The organism is Pedobacter sp. ASV28 (assembly GCF_016428855.1).
Taxonomy (GTDB): Bacteria; Bacteroidota; Bacteroidia; order Sphingobacteriales; family Sphingobacteriaceae; genus Pedobacter.
In genome coordinates this window covers 20,612-41,012 of sequence record NZ_JAELTN010000026.1, presented here as the reverse complement: position 1 = coordinate 41,012, position 20,401 = coordinate 20,612, and the positions used below count along the sequence as shown (strand labels likewise).

Sequence of the window (20,401 nt, the reverse complement as noted above, 5' to 3'; positions counted from 1 at the left end):
TTCCTGGCAGCCCCGAATGACAAGTAGTAGTCGATACCCGATTTTAAACCCTCACTTTTTGTCTATAAATTGAACACACCTTAGCATGAAAACCTCTTCCAGCCCCTACCTTACTTTACTTGCCGCTATGGTGATTACAACAATAAATGGTTATGCGCAAACAGCCCAGCCTGACGGGAAAAAGTATGCCCAACAACCACTTGTAAGCCATATTTATACGGCCGATCCTTCTGCACATGTATTCAATGGGAGGATTTATATCTATCCCTCGCATGATGTAGTTACAGATAAGTCCAATGCCAATGGAGATCATTTTGATATGCGTGATTACAGGGTACTTAGTATGGACAGTATAGGTGGCAAGGTAGAAGATCATGGAGTGGCTTTAAACCTAAGTGATGTACCTTGGGCAGAAAGACAGCTTTGGGCTCCAGATGCTGCCTATCGCAATGGCAAATATTATCTTTATTTTCCTGCTAAAGATAAGGCCGGGATTTTTAGGATAGGGGTAGCGGTAAGCAAAAGCCCTGTTGGACCATTTATCGCTCAACCCAATTCTATTAAAAATAGTTATAGCATTGATCCCTGTGTATTTCAAGAAGATTCGGGAGAGAGCTATATGTATTTTGGAGGTATATGGGGCGGACAGTTGCAGCAATGGGAGAAAGGGGTGTTTGACCAAGAAGAAAACAGGAAAGAAGTGAGGACAGCTGATCAGGTAGCTATTACCGCTAAAGTAGCTCGGTTAAAACCCTCCATGCTGGAATTTTCTGAAGAACCAAAAGACGTGGTGTTATTAGATTCATTGGGTAAACCACTTTTAACGGGAGATCATGAGAAAAGGTTTTTTGAAGGCGCTTGGGTGTTCAAACATCAGAACAAATACTATTTTACCTATTCAACGGGGAATACACATAAAATAAGCTATGCTATTGGCGATAGTCCCTACGGTCCATTTACCTACAAAGGGGTGGTGCTTAGCCCAGTTCAAGGTTGGACAACCCATCATTCCATTATCCATTTTAAGGGAAGTTTTTACCTCTTTTACCATGATACGCAATTATCAGGCAAAAGCCATTTACGAAATATAAAAGTAGCACCACTTAAGATTTTGGATAACGGTAGCATAGAAACAGTTCATCCCTTTGTTCCGTAATTTATATCGTGAATATTAAAAATACTAATTGAGCATATTTAAATGAGAAAGTTGTCCATTTTTGTAGCCCTTGGGGTAAACCTATTGTTGGCGTCGTTAATATCCTATGGTCAAACATTGCAGTTTCCTTTTCAAGATCCGAAGCTATCTTTTCAGCAGCGGGTAGATGATTTGGTGGGACGTTTAACCCTGGAAGAAAAAGTGGCACAGCTGTTGAATAGTGCACCGGCCATTGACCGTTTAAACATTCCGGCCTATGATTGGTGGAACGAAACGTTGCATGGTGTTGCCCGCACACCCTATAAAGTGACCGTATTTCCACAGGCCATAGCCATGGCGGCAACTTTTAATACAGATGCACTTTTTAAAATGGCAGATTATTCGGCACTTGAGGGACGGGCCATTTATAATAAAGCCTTAACAACAAATAAATTGGGGAAACGCTATCAAGGGCTAACCTACTGGACACCTAACATCAATATATTTCGAGATCCACGTTGGGGAAGGGGCCAGGAAACATATGGCGAAGATCCATTTTTAACGGCCACCTTGGGCGATGCCTTTGTTAGGGGCCTGCAGGGCGACGATCCCAAATACTTAAAGGCGGCAGCCTGTGCCAAGCATTACGCCGTACACAGCGGCCCCGAACCTTTGCGCCACCATTTTGATGTTGATGTGTCTGCCTACGATTTGTGGGATACCTATTTGCCAGCCTTTAAAAAATTGGTTGTCGATTCTAAAGTTGCAGGGGTCATGTGTGCCTATAATGCTTTTAGAACTCAACCCTGCTGTGCAAGTGATGTGCTGATGAACGATATCTTACGTAAACAATGGGGCTTTAAGGGCTATGTCACTTCCGATTGTGCAGGTATTGAAGATTTTTTTACCAAACATAAAACCCATCCCGATGCCGAATCAGCTTCTGTTGATGCGGTCATGCACGGAACCGATGTAGAATGTGGAAAGGGTGCTTATTTGTCACTTGTACAGGCTGTTAAAAACAATAAAATTGCCGAAAGCCAGATTGATATATCGGTAAAACGTTTATTCATGATCCGGTTTCAACTTGGTCTTTTTGACCCTGTGGACATGGTCAAATATGCACAGACACCGTTTTCGGTATTAGAAAGCCAGCCACATAAAGACCATGCGCTTTTAATGGCCAGACAATCGATGGTACTTTTAAAGAATGATCATGTATTGCCCCTAAAAAAACAGTTGAAAAAAATTGTGGTATTAGGGCCAAATGCAGATAATCCCGTTTCCATTTTGGGTAATTATAATGGAAACCCCTCTAAATTGTCTACTGTTTTGCAGGGACTTAAAGATAAGTTAGGAAGCAATACGGAAGTGGTCTATGAACAAGCCATTACCTATACCAGTAATGAGCTGCTAAATTATGAAAGTGTAAAAGGACGGTTATCTTTTGAAGGCAGAAAAGGTTATCAGGCCTTATATTATAATAATGTCAACCTAGCGGGAGAACCGATAGCCAAGAGAAATGAAGACCATATTAATCATATGTGGCAAGAAGGTGAAAATGTGATCAAGAATTTAATAGCGAATGATTTTTCTGCCCGTTTTCAAACGGCCTTTAAAGCGGAAGCTGACCAAAGCTTATCGCTAGAACTGGAGGCAGACAATGGCTGCAGGTTGTTTGTAGATGGTAAATTGGTTATAGATGATTGGTCTTCGAAAAAACGTGAATTGAAACGTTACAAGCTGAAAGTCCAAAAAGATTCGGTATATAACCTGACTATTGAATATTGGCAGGGCGATGGTAGCGCCTATCTCAAGTTCAATATTGGCAATTACCTCCAGACAGATTTTAACGAGATGGTGCGCAAACATAAAGATGCAGAGGTATTCATTTTTGCAGGTGGTATCTCCCCTCAGTTAGAAGGCGAATCGATGAGGGTCGACGATCCCGGTTTTGTGGGGGGCGATCGCACCTCTATTTTGTTGCCTGCAGTACAAACAGCCTTGATGAAAGCGCTAAAAGCTACAGGAAAACCCGTTGTTTTTGTAATGATGACAGGTAGTGCCATTGCTACCCCCTGGGAGTCGGAAAATATTCCTGCCATATTAAATGCCTGGTACGGTGGCCAGGCGGCAGGAGAGGCCATAGCAGACATTCTGTTTGGAGATTATAATCCATCGGGAAAATTGCCGGTCACTTTTTACAAAAGCGATGCAGATTTGGCCAGCTTTACCGATTATAAGATGGACAATCGTACCTATCGGTACTTTACAGGTAAACCATTATATGGTTTTGGCTATGGCCTAAGTTATACCAGCTTTAAATACGATGCCTTAAAGTTGCCGTTGCAGCTTAAAAAAGGAAAAGGATTAGAGGTATCGGTAAGGATAACAAATACGGGCAAATTAGCTGGAGAAGAAGTGGTACAGCTTTATATGGCCAATAAAAATAACAGGGTTAAAATGCCATTGAAAGCACTTAAAGGTTTCGAACGCATAAGCCTTAACCCAGGCGAAAGTAGGCAGCTTAAATTTAAATTGCTGCCAGAAGCGCTAACTTATGTAACTGCCCATGGAGAAATAAAGCCCATTACGGGCGAGCTGCAGATCAGCATTGGTGGAGGACAACCGGATGAACCCAATCAAACAACCAGTAATGTAGTTAAAGGCATATTACGAATTAATTGATTTTAATTTATGCAAATAACAGTTAAACAATTCAGCAATACAGTTCCTTCGCTTTGCTCTGGAAGACAAAGTAGTTGGTTGGTTGGTTGGTTGGTTGGTTGGTTGGTTGGTTGGTTGGGCATTGCTTTTATTCTTTACTTTTGGCTTGAACCAAAAGTAACAAACTTGAGCAAGGCGAAAGCATGCCTACCTTTAATAACCATAAATAAACAGTTAAGCAATTCACCGACTCTAGTCTTTGCTCTTTGTTCCTCGCTCTTTACTCCTTATTCCTTTCTCCTTGTTTCCCAACACCTAAACTTCGGACTCCGGACCTCCGACTTCGGACTTCCAATAATTAACCAGTTAAACAATTCACCGATTACCCAATCTTGATCTTTGCTCCTTATTCCTTTCTCCTTGTTTCCCCAACACCTAAACTTCGGACTCCGGACCTCCGACTTCGGACTTCCAGCAATTAACCAGTTAAGCAATTCACCGATTAACCAATCCCTGTCTTTGCTCCTTGTTCCTTACTCCTTGTTCTCTCAAACACCCAAACTTCGGACTTCCGACTTCGGACTTCCAACAATTAACCAGTTAAACAATTCACCGATTACCCAATCTTGGTCTTTGCTCCTTATTCCTTGCTCTTTGTTCTTCCAACATCCGACTTCCAACAATTAGCTAGTGCAATAATTATTTACTTGCCCCAATAGTTGAAGAAGAAATCTTTTGCTTCTTCGGCATCGAAATAGTAGCACCTGTGCTTTACCACAGGGAGCAGAAAGCCTGCCTTGCATATTCGATATACGGTCTGCCTGCTGACGCAATATTGTTCTACCAGCTGCTGGGTGCTGAGCAGATGTACGCCCAATAATTTCTGTTTTACATATTCGCAAATAAAACCATACTGCTCTATCATTGACTGTAGCAATATAAACTCACGCTCGGTAAGTACATAGTTTCCTTTTTTTCTTTTCATCGCGTTAATCTGAGTTAATAGGGTGAGAGAAAAAAGGCCAAACAAACGGGGAACGGCCTGATATGATACTGCAAGATATAAAAAAAGTGCCATTATGACAAATGGCTGCCCTGGTGCCGTGCTGTAGCTCACTGGAAATATAAAAGTGGACCAGCAATTTTTAGCATTTATCCACTGTTTTTTCTGTCTGAGGGCTCTTGTGCCATGTGTGTAAATGTTGCTAGCTAGACACCAGCTAAATACCAACTGTGTACCAGAAGCACACAAGAAACACACCAGAACGACACCAGAAACAGACAAAAGTGCTCAATTTTGAAACCTGAAAACCGTGATAAAACCTTTTTGAACGGTATTTTCCGAAAAAAGCCTTGTTTGCAAGTGTTACACTGTGTGGCCAATATGTCGCCCTAACTTGTTTGTTTTGAATGGCTTTTTGAATTTAGCTGCCTAGAATTCATTAATTGTTTAACCTTAAATTTTAAAATTATGGCAGTTAACAGAAACAATGTCGTGGTAGAGGGTGCCAGTGGCAAATTTGGAAGAAACCTGGTCTTTCGCCAGCGTAAACAGGTAACGGTGATGGCAGCGGTACCTACCATTAATCCTGATAGGGTGTATACCGACAAGCAGATCGCCCAGCGCTTTAGGTTTATGGAGGCGAGTATGTACGGGGTAGGTGCCATTGCCGACCCAGAGTTGAAGGCTGCCTATTTGGCCAAGGCCAAGGGCAACCAAACGGCCTATAACATGGCCTTTAAGGATTTTCTTACTTCGCCGGTGCTGCACCAGGTTGATTGGAGCAGGTACAACGGTGAGGTGGGCGATACGCTTGTATGCAGGATTACGGATATATTGGCGGTAGTGAGCGTAAAGGTGAGCCTATATGATGCCGACGGGGTACTGGTTGAGGAGGGCTTAGCCGTACAGAGTGCGCTGAAACTGGACTGGGTGTACACGGCTACGGTAGCCCATACGCCGGTTGTGGGTACCATGGTTGTGGTACAAATGACGGATACACCGCAGAATGTGTACAGGGAGGAAGTGGTGATTGGCTAGTTGCTTGCATGGGTTAATTATTTGAACTGGTCAATTGCCCATGTGAGCAGATGGCAGCGGCTGTATGGCCGCTGCTTTTTTTGCATGACTGTAACATAGAAGTTGATAAGTAAAGCTTTTAGACAACTTTTAGAAATCTATTATCTTTAATTTTTTTGTTAAATTTTAATTGTCTAAATATGAGTGAAACAAAAATAACGTTACCATATTACCACTTCTTTTTGATACTTTAGCTAAATGTTATGTCTGTTGTTTTAAGTTTTAGCAACAATCATTAAATTTATATCAAGCCTAAAATTACTTAAAATATTAAATGATTTCAGTAGTTAACGAACCTCAAATTGAGTATGGATTTATTGAAAAACTGACCGATTTAAAATATACCTATCGGACAGATATTCGCGATCGAAAATCGCTGGAATTAAATTTCCGCAGGAAGTTCGAAACCTTAAATCGTGTTAATTTAACCGATTCAGAGTTTGCTCGTTTACGAGATGAAATTGTAACACCAGATGTTTTTCAGGCATCCAAAATCTTGCGCCAAAAGAACACATTTACCAGAGAGGACGGTACGCCATTACAATACACCTTAGTTGATATTAAAGATTGGTGCAAGAACGAATTTGAAGTTATTAACCAATTAAGAATAAATACCACAGACAGCAATCACCGTTACGATGTGATATTGCTTATCAATGGTATTCCGGTAGTACAAATAGAATTAAAAACATTGCACATTAGTCCACGCAGGGCAATGCAGCAAATTGTTGACTATAAGAATGATCCTGGTAATGGCTATAACAATTCGTTGTTGTGTTTTATGCAATTGTTCATTGTGAGCAACCGTTCAGAAACCTATTATTTTTCTAACAATAAAAATCAGCATTTTGCTTTTAATGCCGATGAACAATTTTTGCCCGTTTACCAATGGGCAAATGATGATAATACCAAAGTAAACAATCTTTATGAATTTGCAGAAAAATTTTTAGCCAAGTGTACGCTAGGCGAAATGATTAGTCGCTATATGGTATTGGTTGAAAGCGAGCAAAAGCTAATGGTAATGCGACCATACCAAATTTATGCAGTAAAAGCGATTGTTAAAGCGATTGAACAAAATAGAGGAAATGGTTATATCTGGCATACTACAGGTAGTGGTAAAACGCTAACTTCATTTAAAGCATCAACTTTGCTGAAAGATAATGATGAAGTGGAGAAATGTTTGTTTGTGGTAGATCGTAAGGACTTAGATAGACAAACACGTGAGGAGTTTAACAAATTCCAAGAAGGTAGTGTAGAAGAAAATACAAATACCGATACCTTGGTTAGGCGTATGTTGTCTGATAGCTATGCCGATAAAGTAATTGTTACTACGATACAAAAACTTGGTTTGGCTCTAGACCCAACACATCGTAAGAATTATAAGGAGCAATTAAAAGCATTATCGGATAAACGTTTGGTATTTATTTTTGATGAATGTCACCGTTCGCAGTTTGGTGAAAACCATAAAGCCATCAAAGAGTTCTTTCCTAAAGCACAATTGTTTGGTTTTACTGGAACGCCTATATTTGAGGATAATGCCACCTATAAAAAGATAGATGGGCAACAAGCTTCTTATTTAACTACTGAAGAAGTTTTTCAGCAACGTTTGCATGCTTATACCATTACCAATGCCATAGATGATAGAAACGTTTTGCGTTTTCATATTGACTATTATAAAGGCGAAGGTAGCCAACAGCCTAAAGCAAACGAAAGCATTGCCAAACAAGCTGTGGTACAAGCTATATTTGAAAAGCACGATGCCGCCACGCATTCACGTAAGTTTAATGCAGTATTAGCCACTGCATCTATTAATGATGCTATTGCTTACTACAATTTATTTAAAGATTTACAAGCTAAGAAAGTAGCTACGGAGGAAGATTATAGACCTTTAAATATTGCCTGCGTGTTCTCGCCTCCTGCTGAGGGTAACCAAGATGTAAAACAGATACAGGAAGATTTACCACAAGAAAAGGCAGATAACGAAGTTGCGCCCGAAGAGAAGAAACTGGCGTTGAAGAGCATTTTAAATGATTACAACAAACAGTATCGTACCAATCATACATTAACGGAGTTTGACCAGTATTACCAAGATGTACAGCAGCGTATTAAAGACCAAAAGTATAGCAATGCCGATTATCCGCATGCCAATAAAATTGATATTGTAATTGTGGTGGATATGCTGTTGACGGGTTTCGATTCTAAATATCTGAATACACTATATGTAGATAAAAACCTAAAGTATCATGGTTTAATACAGGCATTTTCTAGAACCAATAGGATATTAAATGCTAGTAAACCTTATGGGCATGTTTTAGATTTTCGTAACCAACAAAATAACGTAGATGAAGCCATTGCCTTATTCTCTGGCGAAGATACTAGCAAAGCTAAAGAGATTTGGTTGGTAGACGCTGCACCTGTGGTGATTGGCAAATTTGAACAAGCTGTAAAAGAGCTAGAACAATTTATGACGACTAGCGGTTTGGCAAATCGAGCAGAAGATGTAGCTAATTTGAAAGGTGATTTGGCAAGAGCGGAATTTATTAATCATTTTAAAGAGGTACAACGTTACAAAACCCAATTAGAGCAATACACCGATTTAGATGAAGAAGATAAGGCGAAAATTGAAAGTGTATTGTCAGAGGAAGCCTTACGACCATTTAAGATTGCTTATTTAGAAACCGCCAAACGTTTAAAAGAAAAACAGGATAAGGATAGCGACAATTTACCAGATGATGTGCAGGAATTAGATTTCGAGTTTGTATTGTTTGCTTCTGCCGTAGTAGATTACGACTACATTATGGGCTTGATTGCTAAGTATACCAATGCGAAACCTTCTAAACAGAAAATGACGCAGGAACAATTGATTAATCTCTTAAGTTCTAGTGCCAATTTAATGGATGCTAAGGAAGATATTACCGACTACATTAAATCTTTAGAAGTAGGCAAAACCTTGTCTGAAAAAGAAATACGAGAAGGTTATGAAAACTTTAGAGAAGAAAAATCTAATAAAGAATTGACGGTAATTGCCCACAAACATGGCTTGGAAATTAAGTCTCTAAAAATATTTGTGGATGGCGTGGTAGAGCGAATGATATTTGATGGTGAAGCACTAAGTGATTTATTAGCACCATTAGAATTGGGTTGGAAAGATAGAGCCAAAAAAGAAAATGCTTTAATGGAAGATTTAGTACCACAATTGAAAAAGGCAGTGCAAGGCGGGGAAATTGCAGGATTATCAGCTTATGAATAAAAAAATAGAGAATAACTTGGTGCCGAGGTTGAGGTTTCCTGAATTTACTAATATTGAAGGTTGGGAAAGAAAAGAGCTAGGAGAAATCTCAGAGATTGTCAGAGGTGGTTCACCTCGCCCCATACAAGATTATTTAACAACAAAAAAGGATGGGTTAAATTGGCTTAAGATTGCGGATGTTCCGTCAGATTCTAAATATATAACCAAGACAAAAGAAAGAGTAATTCAAAAAGCATTAAGTAGTACAAGGGAAGTTAAAAATGGAGATTTGATTTTATCAAATTCAATGAGCTTTGGCAGACCGTATATTTTAAAAATTACAACTTGTATACACGATGGTTGGATAGCAATTAGAAAGATTTCAAGTGTCACTTTTGAAGACTATCTATATTATTATATTTCTTCAGAAGTAAGTCAAAGGTATTTTTTGTCCCAAGCTGCAGGTGCGGCGGTTAAAAACCTGAACGCCGAAATTATTAAGCTTTTACCGACTTATTTTTCAAAAAATAAAAAAGAACAAAAAAAAATAGCCGATTGCCTTTCTTCTTTAGATGATTTAATTAGCGCAGAAAATGAAAGGTTAAATGCGTTGAAAGAGCATAAAAAAGGATTGATGCAACAATTGTTTCCTGTAGAAGGGGAAAAAGTACCGAAATTGCGTTTTCCAGAGTTTAAAGATAATGGGGAGTGGGAGGAAAAAGAACTAATAAAATTGGCGGATAAAAAAGTTCGATGGAGTTTCACAGGAGGGCCTTTTGGATCAAATCTCAAAGCAACCGATTACACTCCTAATGGTATAAGAATAATTCAATTACAAAATATTGGTGAAGGTAGGTTTATAGATAAATATAAGATTTTCACTTCACAAGATAAGGCAGATGAACTATTGGGTTGTAATATTTACTCTGGCGACATTATTCTATCAAAAATGGGAGAACCGGTAGGTAGAGCTTGTATAATTCCAGAAAACTTGAAAAGAGCCGTGATGGCTTCTGATGGAATAAGATTTGTTGTAGATGAAAAACACTATGACAAATATTTCATTTTCACATTAATAAATTCCGAAAAAATAAGAGAAACAATTGACAAGAGAGCTACAGGTTCTACAAGAAAAAGGATAGGGTTAGATGAACTGAAACAAATTCCTCTACTAATACCAAGTTCAAAGGATGAGCAGACAAAAATAGGGGAGTTAATATTCTCTTTAGATACTCAAATTTTGTCAAGTGAGACTAGAATAGACAGTTTAAACCTTCACAAAAAAGGATTAATGCAAGGTTTGTTTCCGAATATTAATTAATGCTATAATGGCTAAAAAGATTTATACCTATAAAAGCCTTTCTAAACTTGGTATCAGGTTGAAAGATGACTTAAGTGAAGCAGACTATGTTTTACTTTATGCACACAACGGTACTGGTAAAACTAGGGCATCTATGGAATTTAAAGATAGGGCAAAAAAGGGTAAAACTAAACAAGCCGATACGCTTTACTTTAATGCGTTTACTGAAGATTTATTCTCTTGGGATAATGATTTAGAATATGATAAGGAAAGAGTGTTAAAAATTAATTCACATTCTAAGTTTTTTAGTGGCTTTGAGGAACTAGAATTGGAAAATAGGATACGCCCTTTTTTAAGCCGTTATGCAGATTTCGATTTTTCTATCAATTACGAAAAGTGGCAGGTGAGTTTTAATCGCGAAGTGCGAGTAACAAAGAATATTGATGGCGAAATAAAGGAAGTTACGGAAATTGTACATAACATTAAAGTATCAAGAGGTGAAGAAAACGTATTTATATGGTGTTTGTTTTTAGCTATCTGTCAGTTAGCTATAGATGGTGCTGAGGCTTATAGTTGGGTAAAGTATTTTTATATAGATGATCCTATTTCTTCTTTAGATGACAATAATGCCATTGCAGTAGCTAGCGACCTGTCGCAATTGTTGAAACAGGCAAAAGGTAAAATTAAAGTAGTTGTTTCATCACATCACGTGTTGTTCTTTAATGTAGTGTGTAACGAACTAAAAAAAGAAATACATAAAAAATATTTTCTGTACAAAAAGGCTGATCATACTTATACGTTAAGAAATACTACAGACACGCCTTATTTTCATCACATTGCCTTATTAGATGAATTAAAGCAGGCAGCTACGCTTGGAAATATCAAAACTTATCATTTCAATACGCTTCGAAGTATCCTAGAAAAAACATCTTCTTTTTTCGGTTATAATGATTTTGGTAAATGTATTTACGATGTAGAAGACCAATTACTTTATGAAAGAGCTTTAAATTTATTAAGTCATGGTAAATATTCTATTTACGAACCTGTAGATATGAACGAAGACAATAAAGATTTATTTAAGCGAATATTAAATGCTTTTTTAAATAAACACGAATTTGAATTACCAACATACTAATAGAAAACGCACCGCAACTAGCATAATAACATGACCGCATTAGAACAACAACAATTAGGTAAAACACTTTGGGCAATAGCAGATGATTTGCGAGGCTCGATGAACGCAGATGATTTCCGTGATTATATGCTTTCATTTCTGTTTTTACGCTACTTGTCTGAAAATTATGAGCAAGCTGCCAAAAAAGAATTAGGTGGAGATTATCCAATTTTAGATGTTACAGATAAACGTGCGCCTTTAGCGGTTTGGTATCAAGCTAACAAAGCAGATATTATTGAGTTTGAAAAACTAATGCGCCGTAAGGTGCATTATGTAATAGAGCCGCAACATTTATGGGCAAGTATTGCGGAGATGGCTCGTAAGCAAGATGGAGAATTACTGAGTACTTTACAAGAAGGATTTAAATACATAGAGAATGAATCATTTGAAAGTACTTTTCAAGGCTTATTCTCCGAAATTAACTTAGATTCTGATAAGTTAGGTAAAAACTACACAGAACGTAATAAGAGACTTTGTACCATTATTCAGAAAATATCTGAAGGCATTGGTAGGTTCTCATCCGATGCAGATACCTTAGGTGATGCTTATGAATATTTGATTGGGCAATTTGCTGCGGGTTCAGGTAAAAAAGCAGGTGAATTTTATACGCCGCAACAATTGTCTACCATACTTTCTAAAATTGTGGTGTTGGATAGCCAAGACCCTGCATTAGGTGCCAAATCCAAAATAGATAAAGTCATCGATTTTGCCTGTGGTTCGGGTTCTTTATTATTAAACGTTCGTGAGCAATTAAGAAAAGCAGGGGGTAAAATAGGTAAGATTTACGGACAGGAGTATAACATCACTACCTATAACTTGGCGAGGATGAATATGCTTTTGCACGGTGTAAAAGATACTGAGTTTGCTATTCATCATGGCGATTCTTTAGCCAACGATTGGGACATTTTAAATGAAATGAACCCAGCTAAAAAGATGGAATTTGATGCCATTGTAGCTAATCCACCTTTTAGTTACCGTTGGGAGCCTAACGAAGTGATGGGTGAAGATTTTCGTTTTAAAAGCTATGGTTTAGCGCCTAAGTCGGCCGCAGATTTCGCTTTCTTATTACACGGATTTCACTTTTTAAGTGATAGTGGTACAATGGCCATCATTTTACCACATGGCGTACTGTTTAGAGGCGGTGCAGAAGAGCGTATCCGTACTAAACTGTTAAAAGACAATCATATTGATACGGTAATTGGTTTACCGCCAAACCTTTTCTTCTCTACAGGAATACCTGTCTGTATCATCGTGCTTAAAAAATGTAAGAAGTTTGATGATGTGTTATTCATTAATGGTGCTGAGCATTTTGAAAAAGGAAAACGCCAAAACAGACTACGTGATGGAGAGGGGGATGAACCGAATGATATTGAGAAAATTGTAGCTACTTATAAAAATCGTTTAGAAGAAACTCGCTACTCTCGTCGTGTTTCTATGGATGAGATAGAGCAGAATGGTTACAATTTGAATATTTCAAGATATGTTTCTACTTCTATAGAAGAAGAGATCATAGATTTAGCTGAAGTAAATACAAAGCTTACTGCAATTAACGAGAAGATAGAAGACGCTCGAAAAAGGCATAATGAGTTTTTGAAGGAGTTGGGTTTGGATGAGATTTAATACATGTCAAATTGTACAAAAATTTCCTTATAACCGAGTAATTAAGTCTCAACAATACAAAGTGATACTTCTAGATTTCAAGATACAGGACATATTTTATCGTTAATTTAGTTTTATGCTACTCTTCAAAACCAACAAACAAAATTTGTCTTCCCTTAAAGAAATACCCTTTAAGCTGGAGCGGGATTTACAGAAAATTTTTGAGGCTCATTTAACCGAACTTACGCAGTTAACCTTAGTTAAATCGGAGTTTATCATTAAGAATTACCGATTAGATACTTTGGCTTTTGACGAAACCGCTAAGGCTTTTGTGGTAATAGAGTATAAGAGAAGTAACAGCAATAGTGTGGTAGACCAAGGGATTGCTTACCTCAATTTGATGCTCGATTACAAGGCGGAGTTTATCGTTGAATATAACGAGCGATTTACGAAAAGCCTACGTAGGGATGAAGTTGATTGGTCGCAGACAAAAGTCATGTTTGTATCGCCAGGTTTTAATGAAAACCAAAAGCAGGCCACAAACTTTAAAGACCTAGCTATAGAACTTTGGGAGGTAAAGCAATTTGAAGGAGAAATTTTAACAGTTAATCCCATCAAAAAAAGTAAATCGGCACCGAGCATTAAACAACTTCAGGGTACTGAAGATACCGAATTTAAAAAAGTGGTTAACGAGATTAAAGTTTACACGGAAGAGGATCATTTGCAAGATAAGAGGGAAGAGGTTAAGGAGCTTTATGAAACATTTAAGGACGCTATTTTGAACTTGGCGAACGATACGGATATTAAGCCCAAAAAGCAAGAGATTGGATTTACTAGAAACGGAAAGATATTTAGTGATATATGTATACTTAAAAACAGCTTGAAGCTTTGGGTAAATCTTAAAAAAGGGAAACTGGATGATCCGAAGGGGCTAGCTAGAGATGTTTCAAGGTTAGGACATTGGGGAAATGGTGATTATGAAATTGCGATTAAGGATACCAAGGATTTGGAATATATTATGAGTTTGGTTAAACAGGCTATTCCTGACTACTGGTTAACTTAATCTTTTTAAGTTAGATTGAAATTTGAGCAATAAAAAATGAAGCCTGTTTTTTCTAGAAATGAAGATATTGATAAGATGTCTTTTTTAAACTGGCGTATCTCAAAAGATGACGATATCCAGAATCTAATTAATATAGCAAACGGCTATCTGGAGGCGTCTATAAGATTAGCTAAGTTATGTCTTATAACTAATCACAATAAGATTGCCGATATACTTATTTTTCCAGTTTTAAATAATGCAAATCATGGGATTGAAATATATCTGAAAGCAATTATTTGGACATTGAACAAGATTTTAAATTCAGGTGAAAGAACTCAGCGAGGTCATAACCTAAAACAGCTTTATAGAACTGTAGTATCTAAAATTAAATCTTATGGTGGGGGAATAACTCTCCATGAATTTAATGTGTCGACAATAGGACTTAAAAGTTATATTGACGAATTATTTGAGACGATTAAAGGGGGCGATAAAAAGGATAACATGGATTTTTCAAGATATCCCTTTAATACAAATTATGAAAGTCATTTTTATGTTGAGAAGTTAGGTAATGTAGAAGTTGACCTTGAAAATTTTGTTGAACGCTTTGAAGAAATTAAAACTGCACTTGATAATATTGCTTCCTATTTATATTATGATGAAATGACTGATTAGGTCTTCTTAGAGGGGTGGAAGATGGGGTTCGAACCTATGACTTAAAATTCAATACTCCAATTGGATTCCAATCGAAAACCTATTCTTTATGCTACCCAGAGCGGGATCAACCTTATAGGTTATACAGTGATAATTATTTTTCTTCTAGAAAAGGCTAATAATTCATGGAATGAATCTATAGATCGTTAGTCATTAGATTTTGACAGATTAATAGATAACTATATCATACGTTAAAAAAAACTTCTTTTGGTTTTCTATATTAGACTTGACCAACCTATAACCTTATTTACTTTAAAATAAATTATGAATATTAGAGCACTTATACCCAAACATAAAGACGACCAAAAAGTAATAGACCAACTTAAAGCGCTTTCATTTGAACAAATAGCACCTATTGTTCCCGATCTGTTGGAATGGCTTCAGGATATGAATTGGCCAATTGCAAGACCAATAGCAGATATTCTAGCGCCATTTGTGGATAGAATGGTGCCCGAAATTATCAAGATATTTAAAACCAATGATGGAACTTGGAAAATGTGGGTACTTGCAAACCTGGCCAGGTACACCAGGGATCCTATTTTGTTAAGCGAAATAGAACGCATGGCAAAATTCCCAACTAGGGACGAAATTGAAGAGGAGGCCCACCTAGAGGCAATAGCCATTTTAAATGGAATGGATGAATGAAATATTTTCCAATTATTCCCAGTATTTGTGCTATAAAATTATAGAATAGTCATCAGAGTGAGGGGATAATATAATGTTGGTTTTTAGCCAAAGTGCTTTTTGTTTATGCAAAATGCAACTTCATTAATCAAATTAGCATTGTCGGAAAAAACATACCTAGAAAAATAAAGGTTATGATTATCATTAATGAAATCAATTAATTTATCCGTGGCCCTTTCATAAGTGGTCACCTTTTGTGTGTTTATCTCTTCGAAACGCTTATCAATTTTTAATGTATTTACACATAAACACATTGACGGCGTTAAAGGGAAAAAAACTACAACTTCTTTATCAAATTTTGTATTGTGTATTACATTATTATAATCCAAAGAGAAACCTGGATTATCAGTTATAATAAACCTATGATCTGATATATAAACTTTCCATTGAAAGTGCTGTAGGTGTTGTGAAATTTTTACATGCATTTCGTCATTTCTACTCCTTGCCATAGCGATACTTGAGAGATGGCTTTCAGCATGTTGCTCTGGATATTCAATATAATCACGTTTGACTTTTTCCGAGCATTTCTCAAATTGCTCTTTAGCATCATCTGGAAATCTACCTTCACTATCCAGATCAATCTGCTTTTTCAGCTCACTTAAGTCGTATTCAAGAATATCTTTAAGTGCCTTAGATACCACTTTCTCCCGATAATAGTTGTTTCTTATTTTCAGATCTAGCAGAACATAAATAAGCAGGTGTGCATCTTTGATAAGCAGTGCTTTCTGACGAGATTTTATTTTTGTGATTAATTTAGGGTATTCTGATTCATATGCATGAAACGATTTTTCGATGTGAAGTGGTGACAGGTCAAATATATCCGGATTTTTTGCTTTAAAAGATGGCTTTAATGTATAAAAGTCCTTTGATCTACAAACTTCCGCAGGATATTTAGGCTGGTCAAAGACTTTACGATCAAATTTAAGTAAAGAGCAATCCAAGCAATGTAACTTGCCTTCTTTGTTTCGAAATTCTTTTAAATAAACTTCTGGTAAAAAATGTTGTTTCATACACTAAGCTATTAAAAATAGCTATTTTGGTTTTTGGTTATTGATCTAAGTATAGAGTAGGCCCCAGCGAATGCTCGCGCTAGAGTGAGGTTTTGATTTGGCTTCTCAGTTAATTTTTTTATAATCTACCTCCCTCTTGTTTTTTTCTAATTCTTACAATTGCTTTAATGCCAAAATAAATGAATTTGCTAGTTTTTAATTTTTGATATTGTCGTACTCTTCATTAAAGAAATCAGAAAGTTTATATCCGATTTTATCTAGAATTTTTATTAAAGAGCTAATTCTAAGGTCTTGAGATCCTGCTTCGTATTTCCCATACTGAGCTCTATCCAATCCATGCTGAAGTGCAAATTTATCTGAATTACTAAAACTCAAGCCTTTTCGGATTGCTTTAAGGCGAAGGCCTATTTTTTTAATGTCAACTGGTATTTGCTCTTTTTCTTTGTCCTTAGCCATTTTTTCTCCTAAAAAACTAATCTGTGAAAAAAAATTATTTTATTTTACTCTTAATTAAGAGTATTTTTTTATATTTGATTATTATTTAAGGTTTTAATTAAGAGTCTCTCTTGACAAATTCTCACAAAAACTAGAGCAGAGACAATAGATTAATGCCTGTGGTGATATTTTGCGTACTTTTGTATGCACTATAGCGCTACGGGCTCTATTGTAAATCCATGCTCCAGGCCGTGAGAAGCCCGTCAAGATGGTATTTAGAGCCCTGCTATAGTGCTCTTTTACCATAACAAGACTCGTATTGTCCATACGAGCATGGGAAGAAAAAACAGCTTATCAATTTTACCGCACTATTGCCGAAAAGGCAATGAGGGCCTGCTGTTGCCTCTTTTCTACGCCAATAAACCTGTATGGTTTTATCCAGCCATCATCTTCTGTAGTATTCCACCTAAACATATTAACCTAAAACAATTATGGAAAAAGCAACTTTAACCCCCACCGAAAATTCGGGGCACCTCAATGCATTGGTAGCCCTATTGGTAGAAAAGTTCAGCCCCCTGCAGGTGTACCAGTATGCATGGGCCACACAGCGGGAACAGCTGGGCAGCACCTTCTTGGGCGAGCGGCGGCAGGAAGAGGAGATCTTTTACCTACTGCTCATTACCGAGGGCACGGCCTGTATAGAGAACGAGATACAGCAATATGCGGACAGCAGTTATAAAGGGGCACGGGCCATTGTACATGCCCATGCGGAGGCCACCCTAAGGCAGAACGTGGCGAACACCAACTATTATTTCTGTTCGGTACTGAACCGTGGGCAGCTGCTCTACAGTGCCAATGGGCTTGCCGGCCCCAACATGGTGCCCATGCCACGGCCCGAAAGGCGACTGAAAATGGCAAAGCAGCACTGGAAGCACCGCAGGGCCATGGCCATGGGCTTTCTGGTGGCCGCCGAGCGCTCTATAGAGGAGGGGCACGAGAGCGTTAGCGTTTTCCTGCTGTACCAGGTGGCAGAGCAGGTGTGCATAGGCCTTATATGGGTATTTATGGGCTACAAGACCGATGTGCGCAACCTTAGGCGCCTGCTGTACGTATGCGGCTGTTTCTCCAAGGAGCCCTTAAGGCACTTTATGGGCACAGCCGAAAACGAGGAGCTGCTGTCGCTCATCATAAAGGGATATGTAGAAACCCGCCACCAGGATGGCTTTATGTTGGAGTGCAGCCTTGCCTACCGCTTTTTGGCACTGGTAGAGGGCTTTCTGGAACTGGCCAACGGCATGTGCCAGAAAAAGTTTGTGGAGATGAGGGCCGCACTTAATCAGGTAGCGGAACAAGCGGCAATAGAGGTGGTAATGGAAACAGCGGGGCAAAACCACCATAAGGAATTTATACCGTTTATATAGGGCATAGATTAGAGAAATAGGGGGGCAAAGGCCAAGCCTGCCCCATCTTTGCTTTCTCTTTATGCTTTTGCTTTTGGCTTGAACCATGTGTTTGGATGTATTTCACTAAACTTTGTCTTGACACAAAGTTTAACAACTTGAGCAAGGCGAAAGCATGCCTACCTTTAAAATCACAAATAAACAAGGCATAACGTCAAGGCGGTATTGCCTTCCTTGCACTAGTCTGGCGAAACTTTTTCGGCGAAATTAGAAGGTCTTCCCTTTGCGCTTTCCCTTTGCACGATTGTCTAATTTCTTGTATGGTGCTGCTTGTTCGTAAGTGAGGAAGTTCCGCTGCCTATTGCGGTGGAATCCAATAAGACCGTTTTGCGTTCTTGGGAATGTTCTTCGGACTTCCAACAATTAACCAGTTAAGCAATTCACCGATTAACCAATCCCGGTCTTTGCTCTTTGTTCCTTACTCCTTGTTCTCTCAAACATCCAAACTTCGGACTCCGGACCTCCGACTTCGGACTTCCAGCAATTAACCAGTTAAGCAATTCACCGATTAACCAATCCCGGTCTTTGTTCCTTACTCCTTGTTCTCTCAAATATCCAAACTTCGGACTCCGGACCTCCGACTTCGGACTTTAAGTAATTCAGCGATTTCGGTCTTTGCTCTTTACCCCTTGCTCTTCCAATGCCCAAACCTCCGACTCTAAGCAATTACAATAATTTTTTTTAAAATAAAAAGGTCCTTTTGCCACTTTATACTGTCTTGAAAATAGTAACCATCTAAAACTCATTTTATGAAGTCTAAATTTTTTCTAACGCTCTTGGCATCGTTATGCCTATCGGTGGGCTATGCGCAAAGTGTAGTCATCAACAAAATCTATAATTCGGGTGTAACCTCCCCGCAAGGCCAGGATGATGTGGTAGAGCTTTTGGTCACCCAGGACCATTTGGACATGCGCAACCTTATACTTAAAGATTTTTCGGGGGGAAGTGCAGCTAACACTACCTCTTTTAGTGAGGGCGCCTACTTTAAATTTAAGGATGTCCCTTTTTGGCGTTCGCTAAGGATTGGTACGGTCATCGTGCTCAGAAGGCTGACCACTTTGCCCAACTACCAACAGGATACAGATCCTTTGGATAAAGTCTTGGACCTGGCCCTCGAGACCGGAGATTATTTTGAATACAACAATTCCGGAGGAATTTTTAACATCACCAACTACGATATGTTGATGATCAAAAGTGGCAATGGCACGGGGACAGCTAATGCAATACACACTGTGGCCTGCGGCATTAACGACGATAATGCCACCTTTGAAGCGATCAGCGGTCCCAAAATGAGGACGAATAAGATAGTGCCCACCAGCGGATTCTTATATCCGATGAATACCAGCCTGACACTTGCGGACTTTAGCACTGAAAATGCCTGGTACAGTACTACGGGCAATCCCATTGCGCTAACCTGGGGAACGGGTTCTGGAACTGGTAACGTAGCATTTGTAAACTACTTGCGCAGCCTTGGCGACTACAACTATATGCACCGTAGCGGAGATGAGGAAATTGCGGGCAATAAATCCTTTAGCGGGAATATTTCGATAGGTACTACAGACTCGAAAGGTTATAAATTGGCTATTGCAGGTAATATGATTGCCGAGGAAATTAAAGTGAAATTGCAAGGCACCTGGCCCGACTATGTTTTTCATAAAGATTATCAATTGCCAAGTTTAACAGAACTTGAGCAATTCATCGGGGAAAATAATCACTTGCCGGGCGTACCTTCCGAAAAGGAGGTAAAGGAAGCAGGAAATATCTCCCTGGGCGAGATGAACAAGATCTTGCTCAAGAAGATAGAGGAGCTCACCCTATATGTTATTGAGCAACAGAAGGTCATAAACAAAATTTTAGAAAATAAAAAATAACGTT

The 20,401-nt window shown here is 38.4% G+C and carries 15 protein-coding genes and 1 pseudogene; 12 read left to right on the top strand and 4 right to left on the bottom strand.

Annotated elements, in window-relative coordinates; genetic code table 11:
- Positions 1-85 precede the first annotated feature (85 nt).
- Both JHD79_RS11450 and JHD79_RS11445 read left to right on the top strand, forming a co-directional pair.
- Complete coding sequence (locus JHD79_RS11450) at positions 86-1,156, top strand: glycoside hydrolase family 43 protein (RefSeq protein WP_199119371.1); 1,071 nt, start codon at positions 86-88, stop codon at positions 1,154-1,156.
- Between the two features lie 42 nt (positions 1,157-1,198).
- Entirely contained in the window at positions 1,199-3,823 is a 2,625-nt protein-coding gene (locus tag JHD79_RS11445; protein WP_199119370.1) for a glycoside hydrolase family 3 C-terminal domain-containing protein, read from the top strand.
- On the opposite strand, the pseudogene JHD79_RS23160 reads toward JHD79_RS11445, so the two are convergent.
- Positions 3,809-3,943: pseudogene (locus tag JHD79_RS23160) on the bottom strand (PT domain-containing protein); the annotation flags it as partial. The gene JHD79_RS11445 and the pseudogene JHD79_RS23160 overlap by 15 nt on opposite strands.
- Positions 3,944-4,505: 562 nt before the next feature.
- Positions 4,506-4,787: a helix-turn-helix domain-containing protein gene (locus JHD79_RS11435; RefSeq protein ID WP_199119369.1), complete on the bottom strand. Its 282-nt coding sequence runs from the start codon at positions 4,785-4,787 to the stop codon at positions 4,506-4,508.
- Positions 4,788-5,273: 486 nt separating this feature from the next.
- Between JHD79_RS11435 and JHD79_RS11430 the strand changes: the two genes are divergently transcribed.
- The 8 genes from JHD79_RS11430 (at position 5,274) to JHD79_RS11395 (ending at position 15,582) form a co-directional block, all read left to right on the top strand.
- Positions 5,274-5,843, top strand: a complete 570-nt coding sequence (locus tag JHD79_RS11430) for a hypothetical protein (RefSeq protein ID WP_199119368.1) — start codon at positions 5,274-5,276, stop codon at positions 5,841-5,843.
- Between the two features lie 313 nt (positions 5,844-6,156).
- Positions 6,157-9,132 carry a type I restriction endonuclease subunit R gene (locus JHD79_RS11425; protein ID WP_199119367.1) on the top strand — a complete coding sequence of 992 codons (2,976 nt, stop codon included), beginning with the start codon at positions 6,157-6,159 and terminating at the stop codon, positions 9,130-9,132.
- Positions 9,125-10,432 (top strand): restriction endonuclease subunit S, encoded by a 1,308-nt coding sequence (locus tag JHD79_RS11420; protein WP_199119366.1) that lies wholly within the window; start codon positions 9,125-9,127, stop codon positions 10,430-10,432. Before JHD79_RS11425 ends, JHD79_RS11420 begins: the two co-directional genes overlap by 8 nt.
- Before the next feature lie 7 nt (positions 10,433-10,439).
- Positions 10,440-11,546: an AAA family ATPase gene (locus JHD79_RS11415; RefSeq protein WP_199119365.1), complete on the top strand. Its 1,107-nt coding sequence runs from the start codon at positions 10,440-10,442 to the stop codon at positions 11,544-11,546.
- A gap of 30 nt (positions 11,547-11,576) precedes the next feature.
- Complete coding sequence (locus tag JHD79_RS11410; protein WP_199119364.1) at positions 11,577-13,205, top strand: type I restriction-modification system subunit M; 1,629 nt, start codon at positions 11,577-11,579, stop codon at positions 13,203-13,205.
- Positions 13,206-13,320: 115 nt separating this feature from the next.
- On the top strand, positions 13,321-14,247 hold the full coding sequence (locus JHD79_RS11405) for a DUF5655 domain-containing protein (protein WP_199119363.1): 927 nt from the start codon (positions 13,321-13,323) through the stop codon (positions 14,245-14,247).
- A gap of 36 nt (positions 14,248-14,283) precedes the next feature.
- Entirely contained in the window at positions 14,284-14,898 is a 615-nt protein-coding gene (locus tag JHD79_RS11400; RefSeq protein WP_199119362.1) for a hypothetical protein, read from the top strand.
- 303 nt (positions 14,899-15,201) lie between these two features.
- Entirely contained in the window at positions 15,202-15,582 is a 381-nt protein-coding gene (locus tag JHD79_RS11395) for a DUF5071 domain-containing protein (RefSeq protein WP_199119361.1), read from the top strand.
- 83 nt (positions 15,583-15,665) lie between these two features.
- Here JHD79_RS11395 and JHD79_RS11390 read toward each other — a convergent pair whose 3' ends face one another.
- Both JHD79_RS11390 and JHD79_RS11385 read right to left on the bottom strand, forming a co-directional pair.
- Complete coding sequence (locus JHD79_RS11390) at positions 15,666-16,631, bottom strand: DUF4238 domain-containing protein (RefSeq protein WP_199119360.1); 966 nt, start codon at positions 16,629-16,631, stop codon at positions 15,666-15,668.
- A 195-nt stretch (positions 16,632-16,826) separates the two neighbouring features.
- Positions 16,827-17,087, bottom strand: a complete 261-nt coding sequence (locus tag JHD79_RS11385; protein WP_199119359.1) for a helix-turn-helix domain-containing protein — start codon at positions 17,085-17,087, stop codon at positions 16,827-16,829.
- 470 nt (positions 17,088-17,557) lie between these two features.
- Between JHD79_RS11385 and JHD79_RS11380 the strand changes: the two genes are divergently transcribed.
- On the top strand, positions 17,558-18,487 hold the full coding sequence (locus JHD79_RS11380) for a hypothetical protein (RefSeq protein WP_199119358.1): 930 nt from the start codon (positions 17,558-17,560) through the stop codon (positions 18,485-18,487).
- 788 nt (positions 18,488-19,275) lie between these two features.
- On the top strand, positions 19,276-20,397 hold the full coding sequence (locus tag JHD79_RS11375; protein WP_199119357.1) for a hypothetical protein: 1,122 nt from the start codon (positions 19,276-19,278) through the stop codon (positions 20,395-20,397).
- Positions 20,398-20,401: the final 4 nt, after the last annotated feature.

Excerpts from the sequence above, each read along its gene's own strand:
- JHD79_RS11435 (WP_199119369.1), bottom strand. The coding sequence starts at position 4,787 with ATGAAAAGAAAAAAAGGAAACTATGTACTTACCGAGCGTGAGTTTATA.
- JHD79_RS11400 (WP_199119362.1), top strand. The coding sequence starts at position 14,284 with ATGAAGCCTGTTTTTTCTAGAAATGAAGATATTGATAAGATGTCTTTT.
- JHD79_RS11395 (WP_199119361.1), top strand. The coding sequence starts at position 15,202 with ATGAATATTAGAGCACTTATACCCAAACATAAAGACGACCAAAAAGTA.
- JHD79_RS11390 (WP_199119360.1), bottom strand. The coding sequence starts at position 16,631 with ATGAAACAACATTTTTTACCAGAAGTTTATTTAAAAGAATTTCGAAAC.
- JHD79_RS11420 (WP_199119366.1), top strand. The coding sequence starts at position 9,125 with ATGAATAAAAAAATAGAGAATAACTTGGTGCCGAGGTTGAGGTTTCCT.
- JHD79_RS11425 (WP_199119367.1), top strand. The coding sequence starts at position 6,157 with ATGATTTCAGTAGTTAACGAACCTCAAATTGAGTATGGATTTATTGAA.
- JHD79_RS11380 (WP_199119358.1), top strand. The coding sequence starts at position 17,558 with ATGGAAAAAGCAACTTTAACCCCCACCGAAAATTCGGGGCACCTCAAT.
- JHD79_RS11450 (WP_199119371.1), top strand. The coding sequence starts at position 86 with ATGAAAACCTCTTCCAGCCCCTACCTTACTTTACTTGCCGCTATGGTG.
- JHD79_RS11415 (WP_199119365.1), top strand. The coding sequence starts at position 10,440 with ATGGCTAAAAAGATTTATACCTATAAAAGCCTTTCTAAACTTGGTATC.
- JHD79_RS11385 (WP_199119359.1), bottom strand. The coding sequence starts at position 17,087 with ATGGCTAAGGACAAAGAAAAAGAGCAAATACCAGTTGACATTAAAAAA.
- JHD79_RS11410 (WP_199119364.1), top strand. The coding sequence starts at position 11,577 with ATGACCGCATTAGAACAACAACAATTAGGTAAAACACTTTGGGCAATA.
- JHD79_RS11375 (WP_199119357.1), top strand. The coding sequence starts at position 19,276 with ATGAAGTCTAAATTTTTTCTAACGCTCTTGGCATCGTTATGCCTATCG.
- JHD79_RS11430 (WP_199119368.1), top strand. The coding sequence starts at position 5,274 with ATGGCAGTTAACAGAAACAATGTCGTGGTAGAGGGTGCCAGTGGCAAA.
- JHD79_RS11445 (WP_199119370.1), top strand. The coding sequence starts at position 1,199 with ATGAGAAAGTTGTCCATTTTTGTAGCCCTTGGGGTAAACCTATTGTTG.
- JHD79_RS11405 (WP_199119363.1), top strand. The coding sequence starts at position 13,321 with ATGCTACTCTTCAAAACCAACAAACAAAATTTGTCTTCCCTTAAAGAA.